The organism is Kitasatospora sp. NPDC051705, assembly GCF_044453265.1.
GTDB lineage: Bacteria > Actinomycetota > Actinomycetes > Streptomycetales > Streptomycetaceae > Kitasatospora.
Genome location: NZ_JBITCO010000011.1, coordinates 185972 through 202101, shown reverse-complemented (window position 1 = coordinate 202101; position 16130 = coordinate 185972). Strand labels below are relative to the sequence as shown.

The window sequence follows — 16130 nt, the reverse complement described above, 5'->3', positions numbered from 1 at the left end:
GGTGAACGCGGACCAGGGGAAGCCCCGGCTGGTGTTCGTGCACGGCATCGGAGGCCCCCGCGACCCTCAGCAGGAACTCGCCGAGTGGAAGCGCGCGTTGGCCGACGGCGCGCGGCAGGCCGGATTCGCCCCGGAGATCTCGGCACTCACCATGGACTGGTCCGCCGACAGCGCCTTCGCCTCCTACGGGGACCTCTTCGACACCGGCGAGGCGCAGGGCACCGGCGCCCCGGACACCTTCGACGAGGAGCAGGCGGAGCTGCTCCTGGACCTGCTCGGCGACTTCCTGGACGAGCTGGCCGAACGGCCCGAACACCGGGGAGACCCGCGCCTCGCCCGGGTGCGCGCACAGGTCCGCCCGGACGGCCAGGGCCAGGGCGTCGGTGCCGCGGGCCGCCACCTCGGCAGCGTTCTCGCAGCCGTCGCCGCCGTCCCCGGTCTCCGCCGGGGCACCCAGCGGCTCAGCGCCGCGCGGCTGCTGCAGGTGCTGTCCCAGCCCGGCCGCTACCTGCGACGGGCGGAGCCGGACGCCACCGGACGGACGCTGGACCAGCGGATCCGCGACCGCGTGCACCGGCAGCTCGACCCCACCCGGCCCGCGATCGTCGTCGCGCACTCCCTCGGCACCGTGGTCGCGCTGGAGGCACTCGCCGAGTACGACGGACCGGTCCGGCTCTTCGTCACCATCGGCTCGCCCATCGGCACGCGCGGGCTCGTCTGGCCGCGGCTGGTCCCGCAGCCGCCGGCGACCCCGGAGTCGGTGGGCGCCTGGGCCGACTTCTGGGACGGCGACGACGTCGTCGTCCCGCGCCGCACGCTGGCGAAGCTGGTCAAGCCGAACACGGCCGGGGTGCTCCCCGTCCCGCACCTCCTCGACTCCGCCACGCTCTGGTCGCACGGCGCCACCACGTACCTCCGGCGCCCGGAGGTCGCGCGGCCGGTGATGGAGGCGCTCGCGACCCCGGACCGGCCGTGAGCCCGCCGCCTGCCCCGGACCGTCACCTCCTGCTGATAGCGACCCAGTCGGACGCGGCGGAACAGAAGCTGACGCGCCTGGAGACGGCCGCCGAGGACCTGTTCCGGGTGCTCACCGACCCCGCGATCGGAGCCTGCACGCCCAGCCCCGCCGCCGACCACGCCCACCTGCGGTCGGGGTCGGTGCGCTCGGACGAGATCGAGGACGCTGTGAAGGCCGCCGTCCGCGCGGCGGGGGACGCCCGGGCCACGCTCGTCATCGCCATGCTCGGGCACGGCCAGTCGCCGCAGTCCGGAGGCAGGCTCCTGTACATGGCCTCCGACAGCGAGGACGGCCGCGCCGACCGGTCGGTGGACGTGGCGGCCCTCCTCTCCCTGGCCTCCGACCACGACGGGGTCGCGGGGGTCATCGCCCTCCTCGACACCTGCCACGCGGGAGCCGCCCTGCCCGACACCGCGGCCCTGGCGGGGGGATTCGGCGCGGGGAGGAAACGCCTCGCCGTCCTGATGGCCTGCGGCGCGCAGCAGAGGGCCTACGACCTCGACTTCAGCCGATCGCTGGGCTCGACCCTGGCCCAGGGACTGTCCGGCAGCGGCGCGTTCCTCCGGCCCGCGGACGTCAAACTCGCGATCGCCCCGGAGCTCAGAAAGCAGGACGTCAGGTCGTTCGAGTACGACGGCGAGTCCGACGCCGCCGGTCCGCTGTGGCTCGCGCTCAACACCGGGCGCGGGGCGTCGCCCCAGGCGCCCGCCGCCTCCTCCGCCGGCGGCGTCGGACCGACCGGTGTCACGGACCTCGCCCGGGCACTGGCCACGTGGCCCGGCGCCCCCGCGACGCCGTCCGTCTGGACCCGCCCGGCCCTCCTCGACCTCGTCCGCCGCGCCACGGAGACCGACGACCCGGCCGGCCGCTGGGCCGCCGAGGTGGCCGAGGGCGTGCTGGCGGCGATGGACACCGGCAGCCTCATCGTCGAGCTGGCCGGCTCCGCCCTCACCACCCCGCTGCTGCGCGGCCTGGCCGCCGCGTTCAACCGCCAGTGGGGCCACCGGCTCGCCGAGCCCGTCCGGCCGCCCGCATCGCTCACCGGCCGGCCGCTGCTCCAGCACCTCCTCGAACACGCGGCCCTGCGGACACCGACCACCGACGCCGACACCACCCACCGGGCACTGGCCTGGTACGTCGTCGCCGCGGCCGAAGAGTGCGGCTTCGACACCGGGGACGACCGAGTGGCGCGCTGGTCCGGCCGGCTGGGCGCCGAGATCGCCCTGAACGACGCCCGCTCGACGCACGCCGAACGCGGCGCGGGCGAACGGGCGCGGCGCCTGGTCATCAGTCTGCACGCGGCCCGGGTCGACTGGCCGGACTCGCTGTCCGTCTGCCTCCGGAGCGGCCCGGACTGCACGCACCACGAGACCTTCCCGTGCGAGCCCGACCGCGCGGGCGTCGAGCAGGCCCTGCCCGCCGTCATCTCCTGGGCCGAACGGCTGCTGCCGCCCGGCGAGCGCGTCCGGGACATCGACCTCGTCGCACCCGCCCCGGTCCTGCTGGACTGGCGCCCCGAGCAGGCCGCGGTCGGACTCCGCCTCCTCGGGGTCACCCGCACCGTGACGCTCCGCTGGGCGGGGCGGCTCGTCGTCCCGCACCACCTCGACGGGATCAACGAGTTCGCCCGTGAGCAGCTGGAGAAGCTCGGCCGGGAGGAACTCGACCAGGACGCTCCGGTCGACTGGGTGGACCCTGCCGACGTCACCCCCGACCGGCTGGGGAGACACCTGGCGGCCGGCCGGTACCAGCGGGCCGTCGGGATCGCCGGACGCCCGGCTGCACCCCGACTCCGGGAGCTGCTCGCCCTGTTCCTCCCCTACACCCCGATCCTGATCTGGCCCGACACGGACGGCAAGCACGCCGACCCCGGGCGGGCCTGCCTCCACCGCCTCTGGGAGACCCTGCCCGACGGCTTCGGCGAGGCCTACCGGCGCCGCTGGCTGGACGACGGCGACACGGGCGAGGAGACCGACCCGCACCTCGACCGCCTGGCCGACCTCCGCACCGCCTGGCACGACACCGACTGGCTCGACTTCTGCGGTCGCTACCCACAACACACCGTCACGGCCGCCCCACCCCGCCCGCTCGCCCCGCCCGCCCCGCCCGCCGCCCCGAGGAGCACCTGATGTCCTGGAACACCTACTACCGCGGCGACGGCGAGCCACGGGACGTCACGCTCGCGCCCCCACCGCCCTGGCGCAGCTTCACTCCCGGCGACCGGCCCCGGGCCTTCCTGCCGCCCGAGGGCCTCACCGACGCCGTCAACGCCGCCCTGTACCTTCACCGGCCGCTGCTCATCACCGGGAACACCGGCACCGGCAAGTCGACCGTCATCGAACAGGTCGCGGCCGAGCTGCGGCTGGGCCCCGTCCTCCGGTGGCACATCACCTCCCGCAGCACCCTGCCCGACGCCCTCTGCCGCTACGACGCGCTCGGCCACATCCACGCCCTCCGGCTGCAGCAGGCCCACTCCGGCGGCAACGGCGGACGGCGCAGCCGGGTCGCCCGCCTCGCCCGGCACTCCGGACAGGCCGACATCGCCCCGTTCCTCCAGCTCGGCCCGCTCGGCACCGCTCTCCTCCCCGGTGACCGGCCCCGGGCCCTGCTGATCGACGAGATCGACAAGAGCGACCTCGACCTGCCGGCCGACCTGCTCGACGTCCTGGAGAGCGGGCGGTTCGAGATCCCCGAGCTCGTCCGGCACCCGCAGCGCGAGGTGCGGGTACGGGAGTGGGACGGACCGACCACGCACCTGATCGAACGCGGAAAGGTGCAGTGCACCGTCTTCCCGTTCATCGTCATGACCAGCAACGGGGACCGCGACCTCCCCGCGCCCTTCCTGCGCCGCTGCATCCGCTACGACATGCCGACCCCGACAGCCGACACGCTGCGCCGGGCCGTCGAGTCCCACCTCGGGCTCGCCGTGTCGGCCCCCGGCCCCGCGGCCGACCTCATCACGGCGTTCGCCGAACGCCTCGCCCGCGGGGACAGCCTCGCGGTGGACCAGCTGCTCAACGCCGTCCGCCTCGTCACCGACCGGCAGGCACCGTCCGGGGAGCAGCTGCGGCACCTCCTGGACCTGATGCTGAGGGACCTCTCCAGTGCGTGAGGACGTCGCCCGGCTCGTCGCGGCCCTCAGCCGGGCGCTGCCCCCGGACACGGACGCGACGACGGTGGCCGACCTGCTCTGGCTCGCCGCCGCCGAGGGGCGCGGGGCGGACGACCGGGCCGGGGAGCCCGCGTCCGGGCCGTCACCGCGCGACGCCGCCCAGGTGTCACCCGGTCACGACCCGGGCACGGGTCCGGGCCTCCCGGCACCGCAGGGCCGGCCCGACGACGTCGCTGACGACACCGGTGTCCCGCTGTACGAGGACCTGCCCGCCGGACCGGCACCCGGTCGGAGCATCCAGGTGGCAGCCGGGCGGGCGCTGCCCCGCTCCCTCGAACTCGCCCGCGCCCTGAGGCCGTTCAAGCGCCGCTACCCACGGGGCGCCCGCCGCGCCCTGGACATCGACGCGACGCTGCGCGAGTACACCAGGGGCGGCGAACTCGCACCCGTCTTCGGGCCCGTCCCGGAGGCGTGGTTCGACGTCGTCATCCTGGTCGACACCCACCCGACGATGGACGTCTGGCGCGACACCGTCGACGAGCTGGACACCCTGCTCGCCGGAATCGGCGCGTTCCGGGGCGTCCGCCGCCTGCGGCTCTCCGTCGACGGCGAGCCGACGATCACGGACGGCCGGGGCCGCGCCGTCGGCCGCGGACGCGTCACGGCGCCGGGCGGCCGACGGCTGCTCGTCGTCCTCTCCGACTGCACCGCGCCGGGCTGGCGCGAACCCGCCGTGTGGCAGCTGCTGCGCACCTGGGGCTCCACCACCCCGGTCGTCCTGCTCAACCCGCTGCCCGGCCGTCTCTGGAGCCGCACGGCCCTCGACCTGCCGGCGGTCCGCGTGCGGCAGGACGGACCCGCCGCCCGCAACACCGACCTGCGCTACGAACTGCCCCTGATGACCAGCGCCCTCTTCGGCCCGGGCCCCCTCGGCGCAGCTCCCTCCGGCGCAGCTCCCTCCGGCACGGACCCCGGCTGGACCCCGCTGCCGACCCTCGCGCTCACCCCCCACTCGCTGCGCCGCTGGGCCGACGCCGTCATGCGCGGCGCACCCGCAGGCCACGACGCCGTCCTCGTCCCCGCCTCCGGGGTCCTCCGCTCCCCGTTCGCCGCGCACGCCCCACGACGCCCCGACGACACCCCGAACGTGGCCGCCTTCCTGCACACGGCCTCGCCGGCCGCCAAACGGCTCGCCTGCCTCAGCAGCCCGTTCAGCAGCCTCAGCCTCCCGCTGCTCCAGCTCATCCGCCAGGAGGCCGTACCCGACGCCACCGTCGGCGACCTCGCCGAACTCCTGACCAGCGGACTCGTCGACACCCGGACCGTCGCGGACGGACCGACCGTGCTCACCTTCCGTGCAGCCGCCCGCGCCGCCCTAGCCCCGCTCCTCACCCGCCACGACGCCTGGACCGTCCACGCCGCCCTCACCCGGCACGTCGCCGCCCGCCGGCCCCGGGCGGGGAACGGGCTGGCCGCCGTCGCCGTGGCCGACACGGCGTCGCTGCCCCCGGAGCTCCGGCCCTTCGCGACCGCCTCGGCGGAACTGCTGGCACTGCTGGACGGGAGCCGGCCGCGGCACGCGCCGGAGGCGGACGTGCTGCCGATGGACCCCACCGACTCGGACCCGATGGACGAGAGGGAGGATCCGGAGTTCCCGGATCCCCGCCGGAGCGCCGCGCTCCTCATCGGCGTGTCGCGCTACCCCTCGATGCCCGAACTGCCACACGTCCCGCGCACGGTGACCGACCTGGCGGCGCTGCTGTCCTCGTCGAACAGCTGGGGCCTCAGCCCGGATCGGTGCCATGTCCTCCTCGACCCGGGCTCACGGACCGAGGCGCTCGAGGCGATCCGGGCGGCCACCCGTCAGGCGACCGACGCACTGCTGGTGTACTTCGCCGGGCACAACTCGCTGATCGACGGTGAGACCCATCTGGTTCTCGGTGACGGCTCGAGCCTTCCGCTCCACCGGTTCGCGAACGACGTCGGAAGTCCGGGGGCCGAGCGGGTGGTTCTTCTCGTGGATCTGTTCGACGACGTCAAGGCCTCCCGCCCGGCGCTCGATCCGGACCGAATGCCGAACAACCCGATAGTCGAGCTGCTGGTCACTCAGGCCCGCCCTGCGGAGCCGGCACGGGGCTTGATCGCCTCGGCTCTCATGACGGTCGGGGCGACGGGCCTACCGGATGCTCCCGAAACGCTCGAACTGGCCCACATCCGACGTGGAATGCTCCCCATCAATGCGACGTGGTGGTTGTCCGGAACTTCCCGTGAAGCACCGCCCCTCGCCATCCTGCACAACCGGCAGGCGCCCGACTACCTCGAACCGCACGTCCGTACGGTCTTCGACCAGGTCTGCTCCACTCTGCAGACCTTCCTGGAAATCGCATACCCGGCACACTCCCACGACGACGTCCGCCGGATCCTCCGGACCCTGATCGGCTTCGCCCACGACTACGTCGCGCAAGGGCCGGACGGGCACGCCCCTGCCTTGCAGGAGGCGCTGGAAGCCGACCTCGGCGCCGCGCTGGCTCAGAACGTCGCGCTGATCCGGAACGGCGACGACGAATCGGACCTCGCGTGCTCGGAGGTCGGTGGGGCCTTCCACATCCCGATCGACGTGAGGACCGTGCGCCGTCATCGCGGGCTCTCCCCCGTGGACATCATCATGACCAGGAGGTTCTCCTCCCCCTTGACCGTCACGATCGTTCTCGACCAGTCCGGAGGCGCGAGGGACCGGTCGCTCTTCAACATCTCTCCCCGCGTCGGCTTGGCCGGTGGGGGCTCCCAGCCCCATGTCGATCTGGTCCTTCGGGTACCGGTCGAGGAATCGGATCCGGCCTCTCTGGAGGAGGCGCTGCGACGAGCCGTGACGCGGGCCTGCGAGGACCTCGCGGGCGGATCGATCGAGTTCAACGACGAGGGCGGTCCGTCCGTCCCGGAACTTCCGGGCGCCACCGAGGCCACGATCTCCTTCCTGGAACCCAAGGATTCGACGATCGACTGGTATCCCGTGGAGACCTACGACGGTGGCACCGTCGTGGGCGAGGTCAAGGTGACCGCCGAGCTCACCCTGGAAGCGTTCCTCCACAAGGCGGACGTGTTCCTCGAGGACGGCCTCACGATCCTGGACGAGGTGAACGAGGTGAACGAGCACATGGTGGAGGTCTCCGTCACCCTCCTCGGCGAACTCTCCTTCCACGCCCAGGTCGACGGGCCCGAGTTCGACGTCCAACTGGAGCTCGCGGACATCAAGATGCTCCGCTGATCCGCCGCCCGCTCCCGCACCTCCCGCCCGCTCCCCGTGCGCCTGCTGTGCGCCGGTGGACCTGTGGAACGCTTCCCGGACGCAGGACACAGTCCGTGTACCAGCAGGGCGAGTTGAGGAGTCCGGGATGCCGCACGGTCAGGGCCCGCAGGGCGGGCACACCGATCCGTCGCTGTACCGTTCCGCGGCGGAGGCGATCGCCGCGCCGCCGGAGACGCTGGCGTACGTCGCCGGGTTCGACCGGTCGGGGCGGCGGCCGGACGCGCTGCTCACCGTCGACACCGACCCGGCCTCGGCGGGCTACGGGACGGTCCTGAACTTCGCCGAACTGCCGACGCTGGGCGACGAGTTGCACCACTTCGGCTGGAACGCCTGCTCGAGTGCGCTGGCGCACGCCTGCCACCGGAACCCGGAGCGGCGCTACCTGCTGCTGCCGGGCCTGCGCTCCTCGCGGCTGCACGTGATGGACACCCGGCCCGACCCGGTGCGGCCGCGCCTGGTGAAGACCGTCGAGGCGGCGGAGCTGGCGTCCAGAGCCGGGTACTCGCGCCCGCACACGCTGCACTGCGGGCCCGACGGCGTGTTCCTGTCCTGCCTGGGCGGGGCGGAGGGCACCGACGGGCCCGGCGGGGTGGCGCTGCTCGACCACACCACCTTCGACGTGCTGCGGGCGTGGGAGACGGAGCGCGGGCCGCAGCACCTCGCCTACGACGTCTGGTGGCACCTGGGGACGAACGTGGGCGTGACCAGCGAGTGGGGCACGCCGTGGATGGTCGAGGACGGCGTGGTGCCGGAGCTGCTGCTGGGCCGCAAGTACGGGCACGCGCTGCACTTCTGGGAGCTGGACTCCGGCCGCCACCTGCAGCGGGTCGACCTCGGCGACCAGTACCAGATGGTGCTGGAGCTGCGCCCGGCACACGATCCGCAGGCCGAGTGGGGCTTCGCCGGGGTGGTGACCAACGTCGAGGACCTCTCCGCCTCGGTATGGCTCTGGTACCGCCAGGGCCCGGCGTTCACCGCCCGCAAGGTGATCGAGATCCCGGCCGAGCCGGCCAAGGCCGAGGACCTGCCGCCCGCGTTGCAGCCGTTCGGCGCGGTGCCGCCGCTGGTCACCGACATCAACCTGTCGGTGGACGACCGCTGGCTGTACGTCTCCGCCTGGGGCACCGGCGAGTTGTTCCAGTACGACGTCTCGGACCCGTTCCACCCCCGGCTCGCCGCCTCGGTGCGCCTCGGCGGCATCACCGCGCGCACCCCGCACCCGGCCGAGCCGGGCCGCCCGCTGAGCGGCGCCCCGCAGATGGTCGAGATCAGCCGCGACGGCCGGCGCCTCTACCTGACCAACTCCCTGTACGGCGCCTGGGACGACCAGTTCTACCCGGACGGCATCGAGCCCTGGATGGTCAAGCTGGACGCCGACCCCGAGACCGGCGGGCTCTCCGTCGACGAGCGGTTCTTCCCGCACGGCGCGGACTTCCGCGGCCTGCGCGTCCACCAGACCCACCTCGCGGGCGGCGACGCCTCCTCGGACTCCTACTGCCACCGGTAGACCACGGCGGCCGGCCGCGACCCCCTGCCGCCCCGGCGGCGGGGCCGCCTTCGGCTGAACCTCACCAGCCGGCCGGGCGGGCCCCCACCAACACCTGGTCGTGGCGCACCCGGGCCGGGGGCAGGCCGGCGGCGAGCAGTTCGGAGCGGACGGAGCCGACCATGCCGGTCGGGCCGCTGAGGCAGGCGAGGTGGTCGCGCCAGTCACCGGCCGTGGCGACGGCCTCGGCGAGGCGGCCGGCGGTGATCGGGGTGAGGGCCAACCAGGTCTTGTGCAGGCCGAGTTCGGCCAGTGCCGACCAGTCGTAGAGGTCGCCGCGGTCGCGGGCGCCGACGAAGAGGTGGACGCGGCGGCCGGGCGGGCGGTGGACGGCCTGCTGCTCGATGATGGCCTTCATCGGCGCGAGTCCGCTGCCGCCCGCGACGAGCAGGAGGTCCCGGGTGTCGTCCTCGGGGAGCAGGGTGCCGCGCGGCGGGCCGAGCCGCAGCCGGTCGCCGACGGCGGTGCGCTCGACCAGGGCGGCGCTGACCCCGCCGGGGCCGGTGCGGCGGACGTGGAACTCCAGCTCGTTGTCGGCCCGGGGCGCGCAGCCCATCGAGTACTGGCGCCAGGTGTGCGGGAGCAGCGGGTGCTCGACGGTGCCGTACTGCCCGGCCCGGTACGGGTAGGGCTCTCCGGTGCGCACCCGCAGCACGGCGAGGTCGGGCCGGCGGCGCTCGTGGCCCGTCACCACGGCGTGCCAGTACGGGGGTTCGGTGAGCGCGGACTCGGCTCCGGCGGTCATCGCGCCGACGGCGAAGCGCAGCATCCTGGTCCACGCCGCCTCGAGCTCCTCCGTCCGGCCCGCGCCGGCCCGGTGCCGGATCGCTGCGCACAGGGCCTCCTCGAAGGCCTCGTAGTGGACCGGCCGGACACCCAGTTTCCGGTGGTCGCGGCCGAGTTGACTGAGCATCCGGTCGAGTTCGGCGGGCCGGTCGAGGTGGTCGATCAGGTGGCGGAAGATCCGCTCCAGGTGGGCCTGCTGGAACTCCATCGAGGCGGGGAAGAGCGGGCGCAGGAACGGGCGGCGGCGGAACATGACGCCGTAGAGGTGGTCGATCAGGTCGGCGAGCGGCGCGACCAGGCCGAGGCCCCGCCGGATCAGCAGCTGGTCGGCCGCGCCGTCGTACCCTCCGCCCCCGGTGTCGGGCCCCGACGGAGCGGCCGGGGTGAGGAGTTGGCGCCGCAGCCGCATGGCGTGGTGGCGGGCGATCAGCCGGTCGTACTCGGCGGTGGCGGTGGTGGCGGCGGCGGTGCTGTTGGTGATGTCCATGACCCGCCCAGTCAACTGCGGTCGGTTGGGCGGCAGAAGGGCCGATGGCCCCGGGCGGCCCCGGGACCATCGGCCCGTTCCGCCCGTTCCGGCCAGGGGGCCGGGGACAGGGCCAGGGGGCCGGAGCCCGGGATGGCGCCACCGACGCGGGCCGAGGCGGGCCGGGGAGCCGCTACCTGGTCGGCTCGGTGCGGGAGGTCTCCCCCGGCTCGGGGAGGAACTCGGTGGCGGCCCAACTGGCCAGCAGCCGCAGGGACTCGGCCGAGGTGGTGCCGGGCTCGGCGTGGTAGGTGATCAGCACCTGGTCGGCGTCGCCGGCCGGGCGCAGCGCCTCGTACTGGAGGCTGAGCCCGCCGACCACCGGGTGGTGCAGCTGCTTGGTGCCGTGCCCCTTGTCCTGGATGCCGTGGGCGGCCCACAGACGGCGGAAGTCGGCGCTCTTGAGAGAGAGTTCGCCGATCAGTGCGGCGAGCTGGGGGTCGTCCGGGTCGCGTCCGGCGTCGAGGCGCAGCATCCCGACCACGTCGCTCGCCTTGCCCTCCCAGTCCTGGTACAGCTCGGCGGCCGCCGGGTCGAGGAAGACGTGCCAGGCCATGTTGCGCTGCTCGGGCGGCATGGCGGCGAAGTCGCCGAGCAGGGCGGTGCCGAGCCGGTTCCAGCCGATGATGTCGAGCCGCCGCCCGAGGACGTACGCGGGCACGCCGTCCATCGCGTCCATCAGCTGCTGGAGGGCGGGGCGGACCCGCTGCCGGCGGGCGGCGGCCCGGCCGGCGCGGCGACGGGCGGGCTTGGTGAGCCGGCCGAGGTGCTCGCGTTCGGCGGGGCCGAGCCGCAGGACGCGGGCGATGGCGTCGAGGACGGCGGCGGAGACGTTCTCGCCGTGGCCCTGTTCGAGCCGAGTGTAGTAGGCGGTGCTGACTCCGGCCAGCTGGGCCAGCTCCTCGCGGCGCAGTCCGGGCACCCGGCGCCGGGTGGTGGTGTCCGGCAGGCCCACGTCCTCGGGCCGCAGCCGGGCGCGGCGGGATCGGAGGAACTCGCTGAGTTCGGTGCGCTGGTCCATGTGTGCAGTATGCGGGCCGGGGGGCGTGCCCGGGGGCGGGCGAGGGTGACACTGCCGTGCGTACGTTCCGGGGTCGTACGTTCGGGGGTCCTAGGTGCGGGGTTCCTAGGTGCGGGGTTCCTACGATGATCCTTGGTCTGGTTGCCCCCCCTCGCGCCGCCGCACTCTGGGGGCATGACGAACACGACGACCGACGCGACCACGACGAACGCGACGAACACGACGAACACGACGGGCACGACGGCGGACACCGCCACGAACGGCTCGGAGCCCCACCTCACCACCCGCACCGTCGCCGCCTACGCGGCGGCCGAGCCCGACGCCCCGCTGGAGCGGACCACCGTGACCCGCCGGGCGGTCGGCGAGCATGACATCGTGATCGACATCCGCTTCTCCGGCATCTGCCACTCCGACATCCACCAGGTCGGCGAGGACTGGGGCACCGGGATCTTCCCGATGGTCCCGGGGCACGAGATCGCCGGTGTGGTCAGCGAGGTCGGCCCCGGGGTGACCCGCTGGCGGGTCGGCGACCGGGTCGGCGTCGGCTGCTTCGTCGACTCCTGCCGGGAGTGCGACAACTGCCGGGCCGGCCTCCAGCAGTACTGCACCGGCCTCGGCGGCACCGTCTTCACCTACAACAGCACGGGCAAGGACGGCCTGCCGACGTACGGCGGCTACTCCTCGGAGCTGGTCGTCGACGAGGCGTACGCGCTGCGCATCCCCGACAACCTGCCGCTGGACGCCGCCGCGCCGCTGCTCTGCGCGGGCGTCACGCTGTACTCGCCGCTCGCGCACTGGGGCGCGGGCCCCGGCCGCAAGGTGGCCGTCGTCGGCCTCGGCGGGCTCGGGCACATGGGGGTGAAGATCGCCCACGCCATGGGCGCGGAGGTCACCGTGCTGAGCCAGTCGCTGCGCAAGCGGGAGGACGGGCTGAAGCTCGGCGCCGACCACTACCGGGCGACCTCCGACCCGGCGACCTTCACCGAGCTGGCGGGCAGCTTCGACCTGATCGTCAACACCGTCTCCGCCGACCTCGACCTGAGCGCCTACCTCGGCCTGCTGCGCACCGACGGCGTCATGGTGCAGGTCGGCGCGCCGGAGAAGCCGGTGACGGTGAACGCCCATGCGCTGCTCAACGGCCGCCGCTCGCTGGCCGGTTCGATGATCGGCGGGCTCCCGGCGACCCAGGAGATGCTGGACTTCTGCGGCGAGCACGGCATCACCGCGGAGATCGAGCTGATCCGCGCGGACCAGATCAACGAGGCGTACCGGCGGGTGCTGTCCGGTGACGTCCGGTTCCGGTTCGTGATCGACGCCGCGACCATCTGATCCGCCGGACCACACACGCGGCGCCCCGCCGACCCGGCATCCTGTCGGCCCACCCCCGCGGCGCCCTGCCCCCACGGTGACCTCTCCCGTCACCGTGGGGGCAGGGCGCCGCGTCCGTTCTCCACGACGGACACGCGCCACGCGCCACGCGCCACGCGCTATGCGCTATGCGCTCCGCGCCCGCCGACCCGGCCCCGACGGCCCGGCTGCCCGGCGCTGCTCACGCCGGTCCTCCCGCCGCTGGCGTCCACGACGCAGCGGCTGGTCGGGCAGCCAGCCGAAGGTCAGCGAGGACCCCACCAGCCCGAGCAGCATCCCGACCAGGAAGCCGCCCAGGTTGGAGGTGATCCAGCTGCCCAGGGAGGCGAGCACGGCGAGGACGGAGTAGAACAGCCGCTGGGCCGGGTTGAAGAGGATCAGCAGGCCGCACAGCACCATCACCGCCGGCACCAGGTACCCGGCGATCCCCTCCATGCCGATGTGCAGCACGACGGGCAGCGGGGAGCGCAGGGTGAACAGGATCTCGGCGCCGCCGAGCAGGACGAGCAGTCCGCCCCAGAAGGGCCGCTTGCCCCGCCAGTCGCGCCTGGGCGGGCGGCCGGCGGGCGCCGGGACGGGGGGCGCCTGGGCGGCGGCCGTCCCCTCGGCCGCCCCCTCGGGCCCCGCCCCGCCGGATTCCCCGGCCTGCGCCGTGGCCGTGGCCCGGGCGGCCTCACCGACCGGTGCCGTCGCGGACGTCACCGGCCCGGCGGCCGCCGCCCCGGCCGGTTCCGGTACGGACTCCGTCACGGTCAGCAGCCCTTGGAGCTGAAGCTCAGCCGCAGGTTGGGCAGTTTGAACCCGACCGCGGTGCTCGCGTAGTTGTGCTGCTTCAGGTTCGTCAGGATGACGCGGTCGGCCTGCTGCCCGAAGACCCCGGCGCCGCCCACGCCCTTCGGTCCGGCCTTGGTGTAGGTGCTGGCGTCGCCGCCGATCTCGATGTTGGTGAAGTCCGCGTCGCCGGAGAGCATGTCGGAGTCGGTGGTGAGATCGCTGGCGGTGACGGGGGTGCCGCCGTCGCCGGCATGGATGACGAGGTTGATGCCGCCCAGGTCGACGCTCTGGCACAGGTTGGTGATCTCGGCGTTCTTGATCGCCGAGACCGCGACCAGCACCTGACCGCCGGTGTCGCCCTGGTTGGGGCTGTCGGGGATCATCGAGTCCAGGCCGCCGAACTGGGCGAAGCCCTTGCCGTCGAGCTTGTCCGCGGTGATCGTGAACGGCATGCCGCTGATGTTGAACTGGGCGGCCAGCACGCCCTGGGCGGTGAGCGCCATCAGGACGGCGCCCGCCGCGACGGCCGGGACGGCCATCAGGGCGGTGCGCTTCAGCCGTACCCGCCCTCTTCTGGCGGTGGCCGGGGTCTCCGCCGTCTCGGCCGCCGCGGCGGCGTCCTCGGACATGGCCATGTGTGCTCCCTGTGGTGGATGGGTGTGCGGGCACACGTTGCCCTGGCGCGGACAGCGTTCCACGGCCGGACCGGGCCGTCCGCCCCTCGGCAGCGGGGCGGCCCCGGTCGGCCGTGCGGTGAGTAACTGGGAAGCTACTGCTCGGTATTGGCCGGGTCAATACGGGTGCACGAAGGATCTTCACCATTCGGCAACCCGAGACGCCTGGCGGCCTCCGCCGGGCCGAGGAAGGGGGCCAGGCAGAACAGGCTCAAGACCGGCAACAGATCCGGTAGTTGATCCGTGCGCCCGGAGTCGACCCGCCGGTGGAGCGCGCTATACACCCCACCCACCACGGCGTCCACCAGTTCCTCGACCGCCACACCGCAGGGGAGTTGGGGCACCTCGGTAAAGAACACCCGGAACTTCTTGAGGAGTTGGTCCCGCTCACGACGCCCGGCCGGACCGACGGCCTCGATCTCGATCACCGCCATGGTGGCGAAGGCGGGTGTTCCGGCCAGGAGTTGGAGCATCGCACCGAGCCCCTGCCGGATCCCGGCACACCAGTCGCTCTCCGCCGCGAACGCCGCCGCCATCCGGCGGATCACCACGCCCGTCCCGTACCGGTGCGCGGCCAGGAAGGCGTCCTCCTTGCCGCTGAACAGCTCGTAGAAGACCGGCCTGGTCACGCCCGCCGCGCGGCAGATGTCGCTGACCGTGGCGTGCTGGTAGCCGCGCTCGGCCACCGTCTGGACCAGTCCGTCCAGCAGCCGCTCGCGCTGGGTGGCGGCGACCACCGCCGGGGGCAGCCGGCTCGGTCCGCGCTTGATCGACCGGGCCGGGTCACGTCCGGTCCGCGCGCCCGGCAGCAGGACCACGTCGGCACTCCGCAGGTGTTTGTGTTCCATCCCCAACTCCTGTGGCCTGTATTGACATTGACGCAACGCAGGGTTTACAACACTGACAGGTTTCCAACCGGTGGGCGAACCACTTCACCACCGGCCGACCTCCAGGGGCTCCGACGGCCCCGGGCGACCCGCCCGGGCCACGGGACCACTGCGGACGCAGGCCCGCGGCGGTGGCAGCCGTCGACGCGCACCCCACTGCACGCACGCACGTCCGCACCTTCACACCGCCGTGCCGCACCAGCGGGCCCGTGGCGCCGGGCCCGCCCGGCCACGGCCCCGCGCGGCCCCCGGTACGCCATGCCGCACTCGCCATGCCACGCACCTCCCCCGCCGTGCACGCCACCACACCCGCACCGCGGGCCACCCCCACCCGTCTCCGCACGGAGAGAGGTCACCCTCATGCGCTTCCGCCGCACCCTCGGAACCGCGGCCCTCGCCGCGATCGCCCTCGCCGGCGCCGCCGTCGCACCCGCCCAGGCGGCCGGCTCCGCGGTCCTGACCACCGGCAGCCTCGGCGGCCCCGCCGTCGCCGTCGGCGACACCCTCACCGCGAGCCTGGTCTCCGGCACCTACGCCACCTTCTACAACAGCGCCACCGGCACGAGCGGCATCAAGTGTGCCAGCTCCGGCTTCTCCGCCACCGTGACGGCCAACCCGACCGCCCCCGGCAGTGCGGTCGAACAGCTCAACGCCCAGACCTTCGGCTCCTGCACCTCCAACGTCCTCGGCGTCACGGGGGTCAAGAGCATCACGGTCAACAACCTGCCGTTCACCAACACCGTCGGCGACGGGCCCGGCAACCCGGTGGCCCTCACCCCCGGCGCGGCCGGCGCGATGAAGACCACGGTGGTGCTCAACACCGTCCTCGGCAGCGTCAACTGCGTCTACCAGAACACCACCGGCATCGCCGGCACCACCTCGAACACCGGCAACACCATCGGCTTCTCGGCCCAGCCGTTCAGCCTGCTCTCCGGCTCCGGCCTGTGCTTCTCGACGGGCTACTTCAGCGCCACCTACGGCCCGGTCACCGACACCTCGGCGGCGGGCAGCCCGCTCGTCTTCGTCAACTGACGACCGGACGGCAGGCACGGGCACGACGGCGTACGGCGACCCCGGTCGTCGTACGCCCCGGCCCCGTCTGCCCACACCC

The 16130-nt window shown here is 73.8% G+C and carries 11 protein-coding genes and 1 pseudogene; 7 read left to right on the top strand and 5 right to left on the bottom strand.

The features are described 5' to 3' along the window. Position 1 precedes the first annotated feature (1 nt). The 5 genes from ACIA8Q_RS17010 (at position 2) to ACIA8Q_RS16990 (ending at position 8944) form a co-directional block, all read left to right on the top strand. A complete protein-coding gene (locus ACIA8Q_RS17010; RefSeq protein WP_396317375.1) occupies positions 2-976 on the top strand; it encodes a hypothetical protein in 975 nt (324 codons plus the stop codon). Beyond that, positions 973-3147, top strand: coding sequence for a hypothetical protein (locus tag ACIA8Q_RS17005; protein ID WP_396317374.1), 2175 nt, complete (start codon positions 973-975; stop codon positions 3145-3147). Before ACIA8Q_RS17010 ends, ACIA8Q_RS17005 begins: the two co-directional genes overlap by 4 nt. After that, the gene (locus tag ACIA8Q_RS17000; RefSeq protein ID WP_396317373.1) at positions 3147-4130 is read left to right on the top strand and encodes an AAA family ATPase; all 984 of its coding nucleotides are present in this window, start codon (positions 3147-3149) and stop codon (positions 4128-4130) included. Before ACIA8Q_RS17005 ends, ACIA8Q_RS17000 begins: the two co-directional genes overlap by 1 nt. Beyond that, positions 4123-7395, top strand: coding sequence for an SAV_2336 N-terminal domain-related protein (locus tag ACIA8Q_RS16995; RefSeq protein WP_396317372.1), 3273 nt, complete (start codon positions 4123-4125; stop codon positions 7393-7395). The genes ACIA8Q_RS17000 and ACIA8Q_RS16995 overlap by 8 nt, the downstream gene beginning before the upstream one ends. 127 nt (positions 7396-7522) lie before the next feature. Then, on the top strand, positions 7523-8944 hold the full coding sequence (locus tag ACIA8Q_RS16990) for a selenium-binding protein SBP56-related protein (RefSeq protein ID WP_396317371.1): 1422 nt from the start codon (positions 7523-7525) through the stop codon (positions 8942-8944). A 61-nt stretch (positions 8945-9005) separates the two neighbouring features. Here ACIA8Q_RS16990 and ACIA8Q_RS16985 read toward each other — a convergent pair whose 3' ends face one another. Together ACIA8Q_RS16985 and ACIA8Q_RS16980 are read right to left on the bottom strand one after the other, a co-directional pair. Continuing rightward, a complete protein-coding gene (locus tag ACIA8Q_RS16985; RefSeq protein ID WP_396317370.1) occupies positions 9006-10256 on the bottom strand; it encodes a globin domain-containing protein in 1251 nt (416 codons plus the stop codon). A gap of 172 nt (positions 10257-10428) precedes the next feature. Then, complete coding sequence (locus ACIA8Q_RS16980) at positions 10429-11316, bottom strand: helix-turn-helix transcriptional regulator (protein ID WP_387905269.1); 888 nt, start codon at positions 11314-11316, stop codon at positions 10429-10431. 174 nt (positions 11317-11490) lie between these two features. On the opposite strand from ACIA8Q_RS16980, the gene ACIA8Q_RS16975 reads away from it, so the two are divergent. Then, positions 11491-12645 (top strand): NAD(P)-dependent alcohol dehydrogenase, encoded by a 1155-nt coding sequence (locus tag ACIA8Q_RS16975; protein ID WP_396317369.1) that lies wholly within the window; start codon positions 11491-11493, stop codon positions 12643-12645. Positions 12646-12810: 165 nt separating this feature from the next. Here ACIA8Q_RS16975 and ACIA8Q_RS16970 read toward each other — a convergent pair. From ACIA8Q_RS16970 to ACIA8Q_RS16960, 3 genes and pseudogenes are all read right to left on the bottom strand, one after another. Then, positions 12811-13242: pseudogene (locus tag ACIA8Q_RS16970) on the bottom strand (DUF6114 domain-containing protein); the annotation flags it as partial. A gap of 194 nt (positions 13243-13436) precedes the next feature. Continuing rightward, complete coding sequence (locus ACIA8Q_RS16965; protein WP_360220823.1) at positions 13437-14093, bottom strand: DUF6230 family protein; 657 nt, start codon at positions 14091-14093, stop codon at positions 13437-13439. Between the two features lie 134 nt (positions 14094-14227). Further along, a complete protein-coding gene (locus ACIA8Q_RS16960; protein WP_360220826.1) occupies positions 14228-14980 on the bottom strand; it encodes a TetR/AcrR family transcriptional regulator in 753 nt (250 codons plus the stop codon). 399 nt (positions 14981-15379) lie between these two features. On the opposite strand from ACIA8Q_RS16960, the gene ACIA8Q_RS16955 reads away from it, so the two are divergent. Continuing rightward, positions 15380-16051, top strand: coding sequence for a Tat pathway signal sequence domain protein (locus ACIA8Q_RS16955; RefSeq protein WP_360220829.1), 672 nt, complete (start codon positions 15380-15382; stop codon positions 16049-16051). Positions 16052-16130 lie beyond the last annotated feature (79 nt).